At 72.8% G+C, this 16,681-nt stretch carries 18 protein-coding genes; 13 read left to right on the top strand and 5 right to left on the bottom strand.

Annotation, left to right across the window (positions count from 1 at the left end; translation table 11 throughout):
- Positions 1-93 precede the first annotated feature (93 nt).
- From ACTWJ8_RS11915 to pip, 5 genes are read left to right on the top strand one after another with little or no spacing between them, the layout of a single operon-like run.
- Positions 94-1,470, top strand: a complete 1,377-nt coding sequence (locus ACTWJ8_RS11915; protein ID WP_443263782.1) for a M20/M25/M40 family metallo-hydrolase — start codon at positions 94-96, stop codon at positions 1,468-1,470.
- A complete protein-coding gene (locus tag ACTWJ8_RS11910; protein ID WP_443263781.1) occupies positions 1,467-2,999 on the top strand; it encodes a YfcC family protein in 1,533 nt (510 codons plus the stop codon). Before ACTWJ8_RS11915 ends, ACTWJ8_RS11910 begins: the two co-directional genes overlap by 4 nt.
- A gap of 18 nt (positions 3,000-3,017) precedes the next feature.
- Complete coding sequence (locus ACTWJ8_RS11905) at positions 3,018-3,731, top strand: uracil-DNA glycosylase (protein ID WP_356388200.1); 714 nt, start codon at positions 3,018-3,020, stop codon at positions 3,729-3,731.
- 24 nt (positions 3,732-3,755) lie between these two features.
- A complete protein-coding gene (locus ACTWJ8_RS11900; RefSeq protein WP_443263780.1) occupies positions 3,756-4,961 on the top strand; it encodes a nitrate/nitrite transporter in 1,206 nt (401 codons plus the stop codon).
- Between the two features lie 42 nt (positions 4,962-5,003).
- Complete coding sequence (gene pip, locus ACTWJ8_RS11895) at positions 5,004-5,996, top strand: prolyl aminopeptidase (protein WP_443263779.1); 993 nt, start codon at positions 5,004-5,006, stop codon at positions 5,994-5,996.
- Here the strand turns inward: pip and ACTWJ8_RS11890 are convergent.
- Complete coding sequence (locus ACTWJ8_RS11890) at positions 5,948-6,631, bottom strand: GntR family transcriptional regulator (RefSeq protein ID WP_443263778.1); 684 nt, start codon at positions 6,629-6,631, stop codon at positions 5,948-5,950. The genes pip and ACTWJ8_RS11890 overlap by 49 nt on opposite strands.
- 146 nt (positions 6,632-6,777) lie before the next feature.
- On the opposite strand from ACTWJ8_RS11890, the gene ACTWJ8_RS11885 reads away from it, so the two are divergent.
- The 3 genes from ACTWJ8_RS11885 to ACTWJ8_RS11875 are packed head-to-tail and all read left to right on the top strand — an operon-like array spanning position 6,778 to position 9,491.
- Positions 6,778-8,238: an NCS1 family nucleobase:cation symporter-1 gene (locus ACTWJ8_RS11885; RefSeq protein WP_443263777.1), complete on the top strand. Its 1,461-nt coding sequence runs from the start codon at positions 6,778-6,780 to the stop codon at positions 8,236-8,238.
- A 32-nt stretch (positions 8,239-8,270) separates the two neighbouring features.
- On the top strand, positions 8,271-8,702 hold the full coding sequence (locus tag ACTWJ8_RS11880; RefSeq protein ID WP_443263776.1) for a hypothetical protein: 432 nt from the start codon (positions 8,271-8,273) through the stop codon (positions 8,700-8,702).
- Between the two features lie 9 nt (positions 8,703-8,711).
- Positions 8,712-9,491: a nucleotidyltransferase domain-containing protein gene (locus tag ACTWJ8_RS11875; RefSeq protein WP_443263775.1), complete on the top strand. Its 780-nt coding sequence runs from the start codon at positions 8,712-8,714 to the stop codon at positions 9,489-9,491.
- Here the strand turns inward: ACTWJ8_RS11875 and ACTWJ8_RS11870 are convergent.
- On the bottom strand, positions 9,479-10,006 hold the full coding sequence (locus tag ACTWJ8_RS11870; RefSeq protein WP_443263774.1) for a 2'-5' RNA ligase family protein: 528 nt from the start codon (positions 10,004-10,006) through the stop codon (positions 9,479-9,481). The genes ACTWJ8_RS11875 and ACTWJ8_RS11870 overlap by 13 nt on opposite strands.
- Before the next feature lie 139 nt (positions 10,007-10,145).
- On the opposite strand from ACTWJ8_RS11870, the gene ACTWJ8_RS11865 reads away from it, so the two are divergent.
- Positions 10,146-11,936, top strand: coding sequence for an FUSC family protein (locus tag ACTWJ8_RS11865; RefSeq protein WP_443263773.1), 1,791 nt, complete (start codon positions 10,146-10,148; stop codon positions 11,934-11,936).
- Between the two features lies 1 nt (position 11,937).
- Here ACTWJ8_RS11865 and ACTWJ8_RS11860 read toward each other — a convergent pair whose 3' ends face one another.
- Positions 11,938-12,900, bottom strand: coding sequence for an endonuclease/exonuclease/phosphatase family protein (locus tag ACTWJ8_RS11860; protein WP_443263772.1), 963 nt, complete (start codon positions 12,898-12,900; stop codon positions 11,938-11,940).
- A 229-nt stretch (positions 12,901-13,129) separates the two neighbouring features.
- Here ACTWJ8_RS11860 and ACTWJ8_RS11855 point away from each other — a divergent pair, with 229 nt between their 5' ends.
- Together ACTWJ8_RS11855 and ACTWJ8_RS11850 are read left to right on the top strand one after the other, a co-directional pair.
- Positions 13,130-13,822 carry a DUF899 domain-containing protein gene (locus ACTWJ8_RS11855; protein ID WP_356388219.1) on the top strand — a complete coding sequence of 231 codons (693 nt, stop codon included), beginning with the start codon at positions 13,130-13,132 and terminating at the stop codon, positions 13,820-13,822.
- A 186-nt stretch (positions 13,823-14,008) separates the two neighbouring features.
- A complete protein-coding gene (locus tag ACTWJ8_RS11850; protein ID WP_356388221.1) occupies positions 14,009-14,191 on the top strand; it encodes a hypothetical protein in 183 nt (60 codons plus the stop codon).
- A 24-nt stretch (positions 14,192-14,215) separates the two neighbouring features.
- Here the strand turns inward: ACTWJ8_RS11850 and ACTWJ8_RS11845 are convergent, their stop codons facing one another.
- Both ACTWJ8_RS11845 and ACTWJ8_RS11840 read right to left on the bottom strand, forming a co-directional pair.
- Positions 14,216-14,692, bottom strand: a complete 477-nt coding sequence (locus ACTWJ8_RS11845; protein ID WP_356388223.1) for a hypothetical protein — start codon at positions 14,690-14,692, stop codon at positions 14,216-14,218.
- Between the two features lie 58 nt (positions 14,693-14,750).
- A complete protein-coding gene (locus tag ACTWJ8_RS11840; RefSeq protein WP_443263771.1) occupies positions 14,751-15,149 on the bottom strand; it encodes an ATP-binding protein in 399 nt (132 codons plus the stop codon).
- Positions 15,150-15,528: 379 nt separating this feature from the next.
- On the opposite strand from ACTWJ8_RS11840, the gene ACTWJ8_RS11835 reads away from it, so the two are divergent.
- Positions 15,529-16,398: a helix-turn-helix domain-containing protein gene (locus ACTWJ8_RS11835; protein ID WP_443263770.1), complete on the top strand. Its 870-nt coding sequence runs from the start codon at positions 15,529-15,531 to the stop codon at positions 16,396-16,398.
- Positions 16,399-16,671 (top strand): DUF397 domain-containing protein, encoded by a 273-nt coding sequence (locus ACTWJ8_RS11830; RefSeq protein ID WP_356388226.1) that lies wholly within the window; start codon positions 16,399-16,401, stop codon positions 16,669-16,671. It begins immediately after the preceding gene.
- The last annotated feature ends 10 nt before the right edge of the window (positions 16,672-16,681 follow it).

The following is a 16,681-nucleotide window of genomic DNA, read 5'->3' as shown; positions in this document are numbered from 1 at the left end:
GCGCCCCTCGGCGAGCCCCGTCCGGGTGACTCGCCTCCGCCCCGGATAATCCGGGCGAAAGGCGCGTAATCGACAGCGAGGGGTGCGTACGAGATGGGTGACAGTGACGCCATGGAGCCGACCGGCGAGCTGCGGGAGACGGTCGACCGGCTGATGGACGGGCTGCGGTCCGACCTGGAGCGGCTCGCCGCCATCCCGTCCGTCGCCTTCCCCGGCCACCCGCCCGAGCCGGTGCGCGAGGCCCACGACCTGCTCGTCGGGCTGCTGCGCGACGCGGGCGTGGAGCACGTCGAGAGCCTCGAACTCCCCGACACGGCCCCGGTGATCTTCGGCGAGATCCCGCCGCCCACGCCCGACGCCCCGACCGTCCTGCTCTATTCGCACTACGACGTGCAGCCGCCCGGCGACGAGAGCCTGTGGAAGTCGCCGCCGTTCACACCGACGGAGATCGAGGGCGGGCTGCGGGCCCGCGGCATCGCGGACGACAAGTCGAACGTCATCGCGCACCTCGGCATGCTGCGGGCCTTCGGCGGCCGACCGCCCGTCGGCGTGAAGATCGTCTTCGAGGGCCAGGAGGAGTACGGCAGCCCCTTCGACGAGTACCCGCCGACCGACGCCGACCGGTTCGCCTGCGACGCCATGGTCATCGCCGACCTCGGCAACATCCGCCCCGGCACCCCCACCCTCACCACGGGCCTGCGCGGCGCCGCCGAGGTCACCGTCGAGGTCCGCACGCTCGAAGAGGCCCGGCACAGCGGCGAGTTCGGCGGCGCCGCCCCCGACGCCCTGCTCGTCCTCCTCAAGGCCCTCGCCACGCTCCACGACGTGCACGGCGACGTCGCCGTCGAGGGCCTGCGCCGCGACGAGTGGACCGGCACGAGCTACACCGAGGAGGAGTTCCGCGAGCTCGCCGGCATCGAGCCCGGCCTCCCGCTCCTCGGCAGCGGCACCCTCGGCGAACGCCTCTGGAGCGGCCCCGCGATCACCGTCATCGGCCTCGACGCGCCGAGCGTGGCGGGCGCCGCATCGGCCGTCGTGCCGCACGCCCGCGCCAAGCTCAACCTGCGCTTCCACCCGCAGCAGGACCCGCGCGAGGCCCAGGACCACCTCGTACGGCATCTGCGCTCGCTGCGCCCCTTCGGCGTCGCGCTCACCGTCACCCCCGGCGACACGGGCCCCGGCTACGAGGCCCGGACCGACGGGCCCGCCTACCGCGCCGCCCGCGCCGCGCTCAAGGAGGCCTGGGGCACCGACGCCTCGTACGTCGCCACCGGCGGCTCCATTCCGCTGGTCAACGGTCTCGCGCAGGCCGCACCGAACGCCGAGGTGCTGCTCTTCGGCGCGCAGGACAACCTCTGTAATCTGCACGCCCCGAACGAGCGCGTCCTCTTCTCCGAGCTGCACGCGACCGTCGTCGCGATGTGCGCGTTCGTCCGCGCGTACGCGGCCGACTTCCGGAGCGGCCGATGAGCACCGCCGACACGACCGAGGCGCCCGAACGGCCCCCGGCGAAGAAGAAGTTCAGCTTCCCCAGCGCCCTCACCGTCCTCGCCGTCGTCACGATCGCGATCTGGCTGCTCGCGTTCCTGATCCCGTCGGGGGAGTACGACAGGAACAGCCAGGGCGCGCCGGTCCAGGGCACGTACCAGCGCGTCGAGTCCGGGCAGTCCTTCGTCGACCGGCTCAACGACCTGTTCCTCGCCCCGGTCAACGGGCTCTACGGCATCCAGGACCCGAAGACCTCCCTCGTCTCGCCCGACAACTCCGGCGATCTGTACGGCAGTGCGGGCGTCTTCCTGTTCGTGCTCGCGATCGGCGCCTTCATCACCGTCGTCTTCGCGACCGGCGCCCTCGACCGCGGCATCGGCCGCCTCGCCCACCGGCTGCGCGAGCGCGGGGCGCTGCTCATCGCGGGCGTCATGGTCGTCTTCTCGGTCCTCGGCACCGTCGAGGGCTTCGCGGAGGAGACGCTCGGGTTCTACGGGCTGATCGTGCCGCTGATGCTGGCGCTCGGGTACGACCGGATGACGGCGGTCGGCGCGATCATCCTCGGCGCGGGCGTCGGCGTGCTGTGCTCGACCGTCAACCCGTTCGCCACCGGCGTCGCCTCCTCGGCCGCCGACATCTCGCTGGGCGACGGCATCGCGCTGCGGTTCGCGATGTGGCTCGTGCTGACCGCGGTGACCGCCGCGTACGTCATCCGGTACGCGAAGCGCGTGCAGAAGAACCCGGACCGCTCGCTGTCCGGGTTCCTGCCGGGGGACAGGGACCTCGACGAGACGGCGACCACGGCAGCCGACGTGCCCGAGCTGACCGGGCTGCACAAGTCGGTGCTCGTCGTCACCGCCCTCGTCTTCGCCTTCATGATCTTCTCGGTGGTGCCCTGGGCGAGCGCCCTGACGGGCGACGCCGACGCGACGCCGTACGGCTTCGAGCTCGACTGGTCGTTCCCGCAGCTGGCCGCGCTCTTCCTGGTCGCGGCCGTGCTCGTCGGGATCGTCGCGCGGATGGGCGAGCAGAAGCTCAGCTCGACGATCGTCCAGGGCGCCGCCGACTTCGTGTCGCCCGCGCTGGTCATCCTGCTGGCCCGCGGCGTCACCGTGATCATGAACAACTCGAAGATCACGGACACCGTCCTGCACGCCATCGAGGGCGTCGTGAAGGGCACCTCGTCGGGCGTCTTCGCGATCATCGTGTTCGTCGTGAACCTGCCGCTGGCCTTCCTCATCCCGTCCACGTCCGGACACGCCACGCTCGCCATGCCGATCCTCGCGCCGCTCGCCGACTTCGCCGGGGTGTCCCGCGCGGTCGTCGTCACGGCGTGGCAGGCGGCGAGCGGCTGGATGAACCTGTGGGTGCCGACGACCGCCGTCACCATCGGCGGCGTCGCCCTCGCCAAGGTCGGCTACGACAAGTACCTGCGGTTCGTGTGGCCGCTGCTGGCGATCCTGTTCGTGCTGATCTGCGTGTTCGTCGCGTTGGGAGCCGCGTTCACGTAGCGCCTATCGTCGTCAGGCATGGACGGTCTCGGTGAACTCGACGAGCGGATCACCCACTGCCGGGCCTGCCCCCGGCTCGTCGACTGGCGGGAGGAGGTCGCGCGCACCAAGCGCGCGGCCTTCGCCGACTGGACGTACTGGGGCCGCCCGGTCCCGGGATTCGGCCCGCACGACGCGCCGCTCCTGATCGTCGGCCTCGCGCCCGCCGCGCACGGCGCCAACCGCACCGGCCGGATGTTCACCGGCGACCGCTCGGGCGACGTCCTCTACCAGGCTCTGTACGACATCGGGCTCGCGTCCCGGCCCGACGCGGTGAGCGCTGACGACGGGCTGACCCTGCACGGCGTCCGCATCACCTCGCCCGTGCACTGCGCGCCGCCCGCCAACAAGCCGACGCCCGCCGAGCGCGACACGTGCAGGCCCTGGCTCGTCCAGGAACTGCACCTGCTGCGGCCCACGCTGCGCGCGGTCGTCGTGCTCGGCGCCTTCGGCTGGCAGGCGGCGCTCCCCGCGTTCGCCGAGGCCGGCTGGGAGGTGCCGCGCCCGCGCCCCGCGTTCGGCCACGGCGCCCGCGTCGACCTCGACGGGCTGACGCTGTTCGGCTGCTTCCACGTCAGCCAGCGCAACACGTTCACGGGCCGGCTCACTCCAAAGATGCTGCGGGACGTACTGCGGGAGGCGGCACGGACGGCGGGCCTGCACCCGTTCGGCCCAACTCCGCAGGCTGGTTGATCACCCGCTTCCTAGCGTGGCGGTGTGGCAGCACAGACAGCGCAGGAGACGACGACGGCCAAGCCGCCCCCGGCGGCGTACCGCAACCTCATCGTGGCGACGGTGGGGTTCGCGCTCACGTTCTGGGCGTGGAACCTCATCGCGCCGCTCGGCAGCGCCTTCGGGGAGAAGCTCGGCCTCAGCTCCTTCGAGCAGTCCTTCCTCGTCGCCGTTCCGGTGATCGTCGGCTCGCTCGGCCGGATCCCGGTCGGCGCCCTGACCGACAAGTTCGGCGCCAAGCTGATGTTCCCGCTGGTGACCGCCCTGACCATCATTCCCGTGCTGCTCGTGACGGTGGCCAGGGACTCCTACCTCGCGATGATCCTCGTGGGCTTCCTGCTGGGGCTCGGCGGCACCACCTTCGCCATCGGCGTCCCGCTGGTGAACTCCTGGTTCCCGCCCGCCCAGCGCGGCGCCGCGGTCGGAATCTTCGGCATGGGCATGGGCGGCGTCGCGCTGTCCGGCTACTTCACGCCGCGCATCGCCAAGCACGGCGAGAACCTGCCGTTCTACATCGTCGCCATCGCCCTCGCCGCGTACGTGGTGATCGCCTGGCTCTTCATCAGCGACCACCCCGGCCGCACCATCCCCACCACCTCGCTCGGCGAACGCCTCGGCGAGGCCGGGAAGCTGCGGGTCACCTGGGAGCTGTCGGCGCTCTACGCGATCGGCTTCGGCGGCATCGTCGCGTACGGCACCTATCTGCCCACCTACCTGAAGACCTGGTACGACCTCGACCCCGTCGACGCGGGCACCAAGGCCGCCGGGTTCGCCCTCGTCACCGTGATCTTCCGGCCGATCGGCGGCTGGCTCTCCGACCGGATCCACCCGGCGGTCGTCACGGCGTGGGCGCTCGGCGTCGTCGCGCTGTTCGCCATCGTGCAGGCCTTCAACCCGCACCTCGCGCCCGGCGGCACCGTCGACATGCTGGTGATGGGCGCGGGCCTCGGCACCGCGAGCGGCAGCGTCTTCGCCCTCGTCGCCCAGGTCACCCCGCAACCCCAGGTCGGCTCCGTCACCGGCATCGTCGGCGCCATCGGCGGACTCGGCGGCTTCGTCCCGCCGCTCGTCATGGGCGCCATCTACAGCTCGCAGAACTCGTACTCCATCGGCTTCATGCTCCTGTCCGACCTCGCGCTCGCGGGCTGCGTGTACGCGTACGGGCGGATGCGCGGCATCAGGCCGCAGTAAATCCGGGGGCGGGGCGCGGCGGGCCGGTAGTAGGTTCGCCGGATGCCTCTGTACCCACCGGTCGAACCGTACGAGCAGGGCCTCCTCGACGTCGGGGACGGCAACCGGATCCACTGGGAGGTCTCGGGGAATCCGCGCGGCAGGCCCGCCGTCGTGCTGCACGGCGGGCCCGGGTCAGGGGCCACGCCCTACCCGCGCCGCCTGTTCGACCCCGAGCGCTACCGGATCGTGCAGTTCGACCAGCGCGGCGCGGGCCGCTCCACGCCGCCTGCGAGCGCGCCCGGCACCGACATGAGCGTCAACACGCTGCCGAAGCTGATCGCCGACCTGGAGCTGCTGCGCGCCCACCTCGGCGTCGAGCGCTGGCTGGTGTGGGGCGTCTCCTTCGGCTCCGTGCTCGCCCTGCGGTACGCGCAGACGCACCGGGACTCCGTCACCGGCCTTGTCCTGACGGGCCTCGCCACCGGCAGCCGGGAAGAGGTCGACCTGATGACGCGGGGGCTCGGGAAGGTGTTCCCCGAGGCGTTCGCCGAGTTCGTCGAGGGGGTGCCGCCCGAGGAGCGGGACGGCGATCTCACGGCCGCGTACAGCCGGCTCCTGGAGTCGCCCGATCCGGCCGTGCGCGAGCGGGCGGCCCTCGCCTGGACCGACTGGGAGACCGCGATCGCCTCGCAGCCACCGCGCTCCGTGCCCCGCTACCAGGACCCGGACTTCCGCTACGGCTTCGCGCGCACCGTCACGCACTACTGGTCACGGAACCACTTCCTGGACGCGCCGGACACGGTGCTGCGCGACCTGCCGCTTCTGTCGGGGCTTCCCGCGGTCGTCGTGCAGGGGAAGGTCGACCTCGGCAACCTGCTCGGCATCCCGTGGCGCCTCGCGTCGGCGTGGCCGGACGCCGAGCTGGTCGTCGTGGACGACGCGGGGCACAACGCGGGGGCGCCGGGGATCGCGGACGAACTCGTCGCGGCCCTCGACCGGTTCGCTCAGGACGCCGTGTCCTCCGGGCCCTCCGGGCTCTCGGGGAAGAGCTGACGCACGGTCGAGCGGTAGTTGGTGCGGACGTGGGTGAGCGCCATCGACCGCGCCCGGTCCGCGTCGCGCGCCGCCATCGCCTCGTACAGCTCCCGGTGCTCGGCGAGCTGCTGGGACCACTCCTCGCCGCGCCGGGTCAGCCAGCGCAGCCGGCCGCCGACCGGCTGCATCACGGAGACGATCAGTTCGTTGCGGGCCATCGCCAACAGGCGGTCGTGGAAACGGGAGTTGACGTCGGTGTTGGTCTCCGCGTCGCCCTCCTCGGTGGCGCGGGTGGCGCGCGCGAGCAGCTCCGCGAGCTCCGCCAGGTCCTCGTCGGTGGCGCGCTCGGCCGCGAGCCCCGCGGCGTAGACCTCGAGGGCCTCGCGCAGCTCGTACAGCTCGGTGACGTCGGAGCGGGTCAGGGTGCGCACGACGGCCCTGCGCGGCGTCTCGTACGTCACGAAGCCCTCGGCGAGCAGGGCCCTGATGGCCTCGCGGACCGGGACCCGGGAGACCCCGAACCGCTCGGCGAGGTCCCGCTCGACGAGCCGGTCGCCCGGCCTGCGGCGGCCTCCGATGATGTCCTCGCGCAACGCCGCGAGCACGCGCTCGCGCACCGCGCCCAGGGGCTCCACCGATCCTGCCGTCGTCATGGGTCCATCTTCGTCGATGGCTCGCGCGGGCCGGGGGAGCGGGGTGGATTTACTGAGCTGTAACCGCACGGACATTGCCGGGCGCGGTCGGCAGCGGGACGATCGCGCGGTATTGGTATACCAAACCTTCACGCCGGAGGTCCGCCATGTCCGTGGCCGAACCAGCGCACCCCCAGACCAGCGCCGCGCAGCCGCCCGATCCGCGCCTGACCAACGAGGACCTCGCGCCCGCGGCCGAACGGAAGTGGAAGGTCTACGACCTCTTCGCGCTGTGGATGTCCGACGTCCACAACCTCGGCAACTACACGTTCGCGGCGGGCCTGTTGGTGCTCGGCCTGAACGCCTGGCAGGTCTTCACGTCGCTGCTCGTCGGCTTCGTCCTCATCTACGTCGGCTGCAACGCGATGGGTCGCGTCGGACAGCGCCACGGCGTCCCGTTCCCGGTCGTCAGCCGCATCAGCTTCGGCGTCTGGGGCGCGAACATCCCCGCACTGATCCGCGCCGTGATCGCCATCATGTGGTACGGAATCCAGACCTACCTCGCCTCGGTGGCGGTCAACGTGATGGTCCTCGCGGCCTTCCCGGGGACGAAGGCGTGGACGGAGCACTCCTTCCTCGGCCTGCACGCCCTGGGCTGGGCCTCCTTCCTCCTTCTCTGGCTCGTCCAGTCGCTGATCATCACGCGCGGCATGGAGTCGGTCCGCAAGTTCCAGGACTTCTGCGGCCCCGCGATCTGGGTGGTGATGCTCGCGCTGGCGGTCTGGATCTGGTCGAAGGCGGGCTGGACGATTTCGTTGACGTCGACACCGCATCCGGTCTCCACCGGCGAACAGTTCCGCCAGTGGTTCGGCGCGATCGGCCTGATCCTCGCCACGTACGGCACGCTGATGCTCAACTTCTGCGACTTCTCCCGCTTCGCGCCCGACTACCGCACGGTCCGTCGGGGCAACTTCTGGGGCCTGCCGATCAACTCCACGGCCTTCGTGGTCCTTTCGGTCGTCGTCACGGCGGGCAGCGTCGAGGTCTTCGGGGAGGCGATCACCGACCCGGCGCTGCTGGTGGCGAAGATCGGCAACACGTGGGTCCTGGTCTTCGGCGCCCTGACCTTCGCGATCGCCACGATGGGCGTCAACATCGTCGCCAACTTCGTCTCCCCGGCCTACGACCTGGCGAACGTCTGGCCGCAGAAGATCACGTTCAAGGTGGGCGGGGCGATCTCCACGGTCCTGGCCCTCGTGGTCACCCCGTGGAACCTCTACTCGAACCCGACCGTGGTCAACTACTTCCTGGGCGGACTGGGCGCGTTCCTCGGCCCCCTGTTCGGCATCATGATGCTCGACTACTTCTGGGTGAAGCGCGGCCGTATCGACGACGCCGCCCTCTTCGACGCCCGCCCCGGCTCCCGCTACTACTACCGCCACGGCGTGAACCCCAAGGCCCTGGCGGCCTTCGTCCCCTCGGCGACCCTGGCCGTGATCCTGGCACTGGTCCCGTACTTCGACGCGGTGGCGGCGTATTCGTGGTTCATCGGGACGGTGGTGGGGGCGGGGGTCTACGGGATGGTGTGCCGGCGGGAGCGGGCGGAGGCGGCCGGGACGGGGTCCTGACGCGGAGGGTGCCGTTCGCCTACCGTGCGGGCATGGATGCCGAACTCACCGCCCTCGCCGCCGCCGGAGCCACCGCCCTCGTGCAGCAGATGACGACCGACGCCTGGACGCGGGTGCGGGACCGGGTCGCGCGCATCGTGTCGCGCGGGCGGGGGGCCGAAGAGGGCGCGGTCGCCGGGGAGTTGGAGGAGTCGCGGGGAGACGTCGCCGAGGCCCGGGAGGCCGGGGACGAGGAGGCCGTCGGCGCCGTCGAGGGCGCGTGGCGGTACCGGATGCGGCAGGCTCTGCGGGCCAACCCCGAGGCCGCGGCCGAACTCCGGGAGATCCTGGCCGAGTTGGACAAGGGCGGCGCCGCCGCGCCCACCGTGACGTACCACGTGCACAACAACATCAGCGGCGGCAGCCACGGGTTCACCGTGCAGGCGGGCTCCGTGGGGCGGGTGGAACGCGGGCCGCGGGCGTAGCGTGGGCGCATGCCTGAGTATTCCGACGACGTGTTTCTCGACCGGCTTGCCGGGAGGCTCGCCTCGCTGAGCGGTGTGCGTGCCGTGACCCTGGGCGGGTCGAGGGCGCAGGGGACCCACACCGAGCGGAGCGACTGGGACACCGCCGTGTACTACCGGGGGAGCGAAGGGGTGTTCGCGCCTCGGGAGCTGCGGGACGTCGGGTGGGAGGGCGAGGTGTCCGAGATCGGGGGGTGGGGCGGCGGTGTGTTCAACGGCGGGGCCTGGCTCACCGTCGACGGGCGGCGCGTCGATGTGCACTACCGGGATCTGGACGTCGTCGAGCACGAGATGAGGGAGGCGGAGGCGGGGCGGTTCCACTGGGAGCCGCTGATGTTCCACCTCGCCGGGATTCCGAGCTACCTCGTCGTCGCCGAGCTCGCCGCCAACCGTGTGCTGCGCGGTTCCGCGCCCCGCCCCGACGGGTATCCCGCCGCCCTGCGCAAGGCCGCGCCCGACGTGTGGTGGGGGCGCGCGGCGATCACCCTGGAGTACGCGCGGGCCAACAACGCGCCCCTCGGCGGGCGCACCGAGGTCCTGGGGGCCGTGGCCGTCGCCGCGGCGCAGGCGGCCCACGCCGTGCTCGCGGCGCGCGGGGAGTGGGTGACCAACGAGAAGCGGTTGCTGGAGCGGGCCGGGCTGCGGGGGATCGATGACGTCGTCGCCGACCCGGCGGTCGAGCTGGAGGACGTCGTCGAGCGGGCGCGGGAGCTGCTGGCCGGAGCCGTCGCCGACGCTCAGCGGGCCTGACGCCCCAGTGGGTACGCCCGCAGGTCGCGCCAGCCCGCGCCGTCCGTCACGATCAGCTTCACCGCGTCCACGCGCGCGTACAGCGGCAGCGCACCCGTGAACTCCGCGTCCGGAAGCTCGTCCGTGCCCCAGCCGCTCGCCAGCGTCAGATGCGGGTCGAGGCCCTCGTCGCCGAAGACGCCCCGGTACGGGACGGCCTCCGGCCACCGCTCCCGCAGCGCCTTCATGAGCGCGCGGAGCGGATCGTCAGGGGACGGCGGGAGGTACAGCACTCCGGGCCAGCGGCGCAGTTCCGTGAAGGCGAGGGAGAGGGGCGGGGCCGACGCGAACAGGTCGCGCAGTTCCGCTTCCGTTTCCGACGTGATCCGGTCCAGCGGCAGGAACGGGTAGAGGACCGTCACATGCGCCCTCGACGGCGTGCGGACCAGGGCGTCCGCCTCGGGGACGTGGAGGGTGAGCGCTGTGTCGCCGGCGGTGTCGGGCCAGCCGTCGTCGGCGGGTGGGGTCGTGGGCACGGTCAAGTGTCACATTCCGGAAACCTCGCTGTTTCCCGCCCTCCAACAACTCCGCTTACGCTTGATTCACCAGTCCAGAGCTGGCCGACGGCGTCCGGCACCACCCCCGTGCTCGTACGACAGGAGTCCGTCCGCCGTCATGCGCCGCCCTCACACGCTCCCGCCCTGGCTGAGCCACGCCCTGCGCGCCCAGCGCGCGCCCGTGCCGTGGCCCGCCGTCGTGCGCGGGGCGCTGGCCGGCGGGCCGCTGCTGCTCGCCGCCGTCGCCGCCGGACGCCCCTCCAGCGGGGTGCTGCTCGCGCTCGGGACGCTGCTCGCCGGGGTCAACGACCGGCCGGGACCGCGGCTCGCCGCCGTCACCCGGCTCGGCGGGCCCGCGCTCGCGGGGGCGCTCGGGATGACCGTCGGGAGCCTCCTCGGGAGCGCGCTCCCCAGTGGTGCGCTGATCGCGGTCGTCTTCGGACTGCTCGGACTCGTCGGCGGCGCCTTCAGCGCCGCGGGGCCCGTCGCGTCGTCCGCGGGAACCCAGTTCCTCGTCACCGTCGCCATAGGCGCGGGCATGCCACTGCCGGAACCCGGCTGGCAGCGCGCCCTGCTCTTCGCGGGCGGCGCCGCGTGGCTGATCCTGCTGCGCCTCGTGCTGCCGTCCCCGGCCCGCGGGCAGCGCCTCGGTTACCTGTACGACGGCGAGCGCGCGGCCGTCGCCGCCGTGTACGAGGCCGTGGCCCGGCTCCTCGAAGCGGCCGGCGGACCGGACGCGCAGGCCCGCCGCGTCGCCCTGACCGCCGCGCTCGACCAGGCGCAGGACGCCCTGCGGCCCGGCCGTTCCGCGGCGACCCGGCGGCTGCGCCGCCAGTTCTCCGCCGCGCTGCCGCTCGCCGAGGCCGCCACCGCACTCGCCTGGGCCGGACGGCCGGTGCCCGCACGGGCCGCCGAGGGGCCGCGCCGCCTCGCCGCGGCCGTGCGCTCCGGCGCGGCGCCCGGCGCCCTCCCCGCCCCCGCGCGCGCCGACGCGGGCCTGCGCGCCCTCGACGAGTCCCTGCTGCGGGCCGCCGAGACCTTCGACGGGTCCGGCCCGGGCGCCGAGGCCAAGGCGCCGACGCGGCGGCGCGTGCCCGCGCGTGTCCTGCGCCGCGCCGCGGGACCCGCGGGCCGCGAGTACGGGGTCCGGGTCGGGCTCTCCTTCGGGGCGAGCGCCGCCGTCGCCCAGGCCCTGCACCCGCTGCACTGGTACTGGCTGCCCGCCACCGCCGTCTTCCTGGTCAAGCCCGACCTCGGGCCGCTCGCCTCGCGCGCCCTGTGCCGGGCCGCGGGGACGGTCGCGGGGGCCGTGCTCTTCGCGGGGCTCGCCGCCGTGCTGCCCGATCCGCTCGGACTCGTCGCGCTCGTCGCCGCGTGCGGGGCGCTGATCCCCGTCGCCACCCGGCACTTCGCGGCGCAGACCGCCGTCGTCACCGTGCTCGTGCTGTCCCTCGTGATGGTCGGCGGCGAACCGGAGGCGTCCTGGGGGCGGATCACCGAAACCCTCCTCGCCTGCGCGATCGTGCTGGTCGCCGGGCATCTGCCGCTGCCGCGCGGACACCGGGCCGGCGGGGTCAGGGTGCGGCTCGCCGCCGCGCACGACGCCGCCCACGCCTACGTACGGCACGTGCTCAGCGAAGACGTCCAGGGAGTCGACCGGCACGGGCGGTGGGCGCTGCGGCGCGAGGCGTACCGGACGCTCGCGCAGGCGCGGGCCGCCGTCGACCTCGCCGCCGCCGAACTGCCCGTGCTCGCGCGGTACGCGGACGGCTCCCGGCAGGTGACCGTCGTCCTGGAACGGCTCGTCGACACCACGACCGCGTGCGCCGTGCAGGTCGACGACACCGGGCGGGTGCCCGAGCAGCACGCGCGCAGGATCGACGTGCTGCTCGCGGAACTCGCCGCCTGACTCACGGGCGCAGGTCGACCCAGACGGGCGCGTGGTCCGAGCCCGGCGCGTCCCTGCGCTCCTCGGGATCCGTGCCCACCGACGGCAGCGGCGCGGGCGCGGCGTCCTCCTCGTGCGGCACGCCGGTCCCCGCGCGCACGACGTGGCCCAGCAGCTCGTGCGAGACGAAGACGTGGTCGATCAGCTCCCGGTGGCCCGCCTGCACCCGGGAGTACCGCTGGTCCTCGGGGATCAGCGGCGCCACGTTCCACAGCCGGCGCGCGTCGCCCTTGTCGGCGTGGTCGAACCCCGGCGTGCCGATCTCGGAGCCCGGCGGGCCCTGGAGGATCTGGGTCGTCGCCGCCGACACCTCGTCGTTGAAGTCGCCGAGCACGGCGACGCGTTCGCGGCGGCCGTCCTCGCCGAGCAGCGTGTCCGCGAGGGCGCGCGCCGTCGCGGCCTCCGCGGCCCGCCGCCCCAGCGCGTACGCCGCGTACCGCGCCCGCTCGCCCTCGTCGCGGGGCACGAACCGGCCGCCCGGATAGCCGAGCAGCTTCGACTTCAGATGGCAGACGGCGGCCGTCAGCCACGTCGCCCGCGTCGAGAAGTGCACGGCGAGCACGCCACGGCCCGCCCGGTCCGCCGTCCGCCCCGAGTCGTCGATCTGCACCGGACGCAGCGGTTCGGGGAACGCGGCGGTGTCCGCGACCACGGTCACGGCGACGTCGGAGAGGAAGCCGACCCGGATGCCGCGCTCGTCGGGGTACTGCGACATTGTCGCCGTGTAGCGGCCGTCGAGCAGTTGCACGAGATCGTCGAGCGCCGCCGGGTCACCGACCTCCTGGACGCCGAGCAGGGTGGGCCGCAGACGGTTCAGGGTGCCGGCGAGCGCGGCCAGTTTCGCCTCGTACGTGGCCTTGTCGCGGGGGCCGTAGGGGCCGCCGGGGCGGTAGAGGTTCTCGAGGTTCCAGGTGCCGACGAGCATGGTGTGCTCCGTCCTCTGGCCGGCCCGGACGGGCCGGGGCGGCCAGCCTGCCAGCGGCAGGGCGGGGGAGGACAGGACTCCTCCAGGACTCGTCGCGAAAACTTCGCCCGCGAACGTTCTTCGACGGGACGCCCCGTGAAAAGTTCCTCGGGAAAAACTTCCGCCGCGGCGATGAGTTCCGCGCCGCCCTCCGGTCAGCCCTCCCAGAGACACGACCGAGGGAGGAACCATGGGGCTGCCGAAGGTGGTCACGCGCGAGGAGTGGCGCGCCGCGCGTGAGGAACTGCTCGCCCTGGAGAAGGCGGCGACCCGGGCGCGGGACGAACTCAACGCGCGGCGGCGGGAGCTGCCCATGGTCGAGATCGACAAGTCGTACGTGTTCGAGGGCCCGGACGGCAAGTCGGAGCTGCTCGACCTGTTCGAGGGCCGGGCCCAACTCGTCGTGTACCACTTCATGTTCGCCCCGGACTGGGACGCGGGCTGCCGCAGCTGCTCCGGATTCCTCGACCAGATCGGGCACCTGGCCCATCTGCGGGCCCGGGGCACGGAGTTCGCGGCGGTGTCCCGCGCGCCGTTCACCAGCATCCTGCCGTTCAAGGCGCGGATGGGCTGGACGGTGCCCTGGTACTCGTCCCATCTCAGCGACTTCAACCTGGACTTCGGGGCCACGGTCGTGGGCGAGGACGGCGCGCTCCAGGAGCAGCCCGCGATCAGCTGCTTCCTGCGCGAGGGGGAGCGGGTCTTCCACACGTACTCGACGTTCGCCCGCGGCATGGACCACATCGGGTTCACCACGAACCTCCTCGACCTCACCGCGCTGGGCCGCCAGGAGGAGTGGGAGAAGCCGGAGGGGCGCGCGTCGGCCCTCGGCGCGCCCGCGGGCAGCGCCCGGGTGCGCTATCACGACGAGTACGTGGACTGAACTCCGCCGCGAGCAGGGCCTGAACTCCGCCGCGAGCGCCGCGCGGACGACCTGACCGTGTCTCAACTCGGTGTCGTTCTCGTCACACCGTGAGCCGGAACCGCCCCCACCCGCGTTCTCCCTCATGAAGCGTCCGGACGCACCGGACGCGGCACATCCGCACGATCACGGGGGCAGGGACGAGCGATGATCAACGGACGAGTGGTGCTGCGACGATTTCCCGCGGGCGGGCCCCGGGGCTCCTGGCCCGCGGAGGAGTACGCGAACCGGCGCCGTCAGGAGGGCCAGCCGGCCGAGGTGGTCATGGACCTGGCCACCGACGCGTTCCTGGTGATCGTGCGGGAGCCGACGGCCGAACCGGTGGGCTGACGCCCCGCCCCGGGGCGCCCCGGCCTAGGAGGCGCCGACCGAGCGCGACCACACCGGCGTGGTCCCGGTGACCCGGCACAGCGCCAGGTACAGCGGGATCGGCGGCGTGTACGGCACCGAACCGTCCGGGCAGTGCACGAGCGCGGGCGGCTGCGGCGCGTCGCGCACCACCGCGCCCGCCGTGTAGCACGCGGGCGCGGGCCACTCCAGGGACACGTCGGAGTCCGACGGCACGAGCCACCACCAGTGCGCCCCGTCCGCGTACACACAGCCCATCCGCGGCAGGCGCTTCGCCATCGCGCGGCCGAACTCCTCGGGCACCGCGACGGCGTCGCAGCCGAGCGGCGCGGTCATGCCCGCGGGAACGCTGAGCCGGACGGGCCGCGCGCGGTCCGCGCGGGCGGCGCCCGGCTGCTCGGGCCGCCGGGCAAGGTGTTTGCGAGCCAGGCCGGCCAGCGAGTTCAAGTGCATCGTCCGCTTGCCCGTCGTCACCACGCCCATTCGATCCCGTTCCGCACGTTCGTCCTTCCTGCGTCCGCCGCCCGCGGGCGGCGGACGTTCACCAGGCCCACCCGGCGCCGTCCGACGCGCCGGGGACGGGGCCCGCCGACTCCGGGGCCCGGTCGTCGCGGGGCAGTTCGGCCCAGACCAGCAGTCCGGGCCCGGTCTCCTGGGCGCCCCAGGCGGTGGCGACCGCGGCCACCAGAAGCAGGCCTCTGCCGTGCTCCTCCTCCGGCGCGACCCGGCCGACGCGCGCGTCGCCCGGAATGCAGCCCTCGTCGCGGACCGCTATGCGCAGGCGGTCACCCGCGTCGTCGCGCAACTCGCGCAGCTCGCAGTGGATGCGCCGGCTCGCGGTGTGCACGATCGCGTTCGTGACCAGTTCGGACACGACGAGGGCCGCCGCGTCGCAGGTGTCCTCGCACGCGCCCCACGCATTGAGATGGGTACGCGTCACGCGCCGGGCCTGAGCGGCGGAGCCCGGATGGGGAGCCAGTTCGAAACTGCTGCGGCGGGTCGCCGACGGGAGGGCCCCTGTCGGGGTACCCGAACGGTCACCGAGCGTAGTCTCGCTGGCTTCTGTTCCTAAAGGCGCAGACGGAGTCACGCTTGCCACTATCTCCCCGTCAAGAACACTTGGCAAGGGTCACTCTGAAAAGTGCAGAGTGGCGTATGCCTTGTGCAGTGGACATGGCACACTGCTCGCAGCAGCGCGCCACGCGCCCCCCATGGGCGTGAACCGCAGGGAAACGGCCGGTGAGGATCTCCTCCCAGGCCTTTTCTCATGGCGAAAAGTGGCGGGATTCAGACACCGGGAGCACTGGGAGGTAGGGGTCGTGAGCGAACCGCGGTCCGCGCCGACGGTCGGCCAGGTCGTTCTCGGACGCCGACTCCAGGACCTGCGGGAGAGCGCCGGGCTCAAGCGCGAGGAGGCCGCGAGAGTACTCCGCGTGACCGCCGCGACCGTCCGGCGCATGGAGACCGCCGAGGTCTCGCTGCGGATTCCCTACGTCCAGGTGCTCCTCAAGGCCTACGGGGTCACCGACGAGGAGGCCGCGTCCTTCGTGCAGCTCGCGGAGGAGGCGAACAAGCCCGGCTGGTGGCAGCGCTACCACGACATCCTGCCCGGCTGGTTCTCGATGTACGTGAGCCTGGAGGGCGCGGCCCAGCTCATCAGGTCGTACGACCCCCACTTCGTGCCGGGCCTGCTCCAGACGGAGGACTACGCGCGCGGGGTGCTGGCCTCCGGTGCCATAGGGCGGGCGCTCGCCGAGGACCCCGATGTCGTCGAGCGGCACGTCGCGCTGCGCATGCGGCGCCAGGCGCTGCTCACCCGCGAGGACGCGCCGCGGCTCTGGGTGGTCATGGACGAGACCGCCCTGCGCCGCCCGGTCGGCGACGCGGACGTGATGCGCGGCCAGATCGACCGGCTGCTCGAGGCGATGGAGCTGCCCAACGTGACGCTTCAGGTCGCGGAGTTCGCCGCGGGCCCGCACCCGGGCACGTACGGACCCTTCGTCCTGTTCCGATTTGCCATGTCAGAACTGCCGGACATGGTCTACAGCGAGTACCTGACAGGCGCCGTCTACCTCGACGCGCGCCCTGAGGTGGCCACTCACCTCGAGGTCATGGACCGCATGGCGGCGCATGCCGCGACGGCGCAACGCACAAAGGAGATCCTCCGTGATCTCCGCAAGGAGCTGTGAATGGACTCGATCAAGGACCGAATACGAGGCGTCGACGGCGAGCCGATCTACAACGGCATGCCGGCACGCGAACTCGGCAGCGAGGGCTGGCACAAGCCCTGGAGCGGTGGCAACGGGGGCAACTGCCTCGAAGCCATGAAGCTGGCCGACGGGCGCGTCGCCGTACGCCAGTCGTCCGACCCGGACGGGCCGGCCCTGATCTACACCCTCGGCGAGATCACCGCGTTCATCGAGGGCGCGAAGGCGGGCGCCGCGGACTTCCTGCTTTCGTGACGGGGTCGTC

Source organism: Streptomyces sp. SDT5-1 (genome assembly GCF_052245995.1).
GTDB lineage: Bacteria > Actinomycetota > Actinomycetes > Streptomycetales > Streptomycetaceae > Streptomyces.
This window is presented reverse-complemented; position numbering and strand designations above follow the sequence as displayed.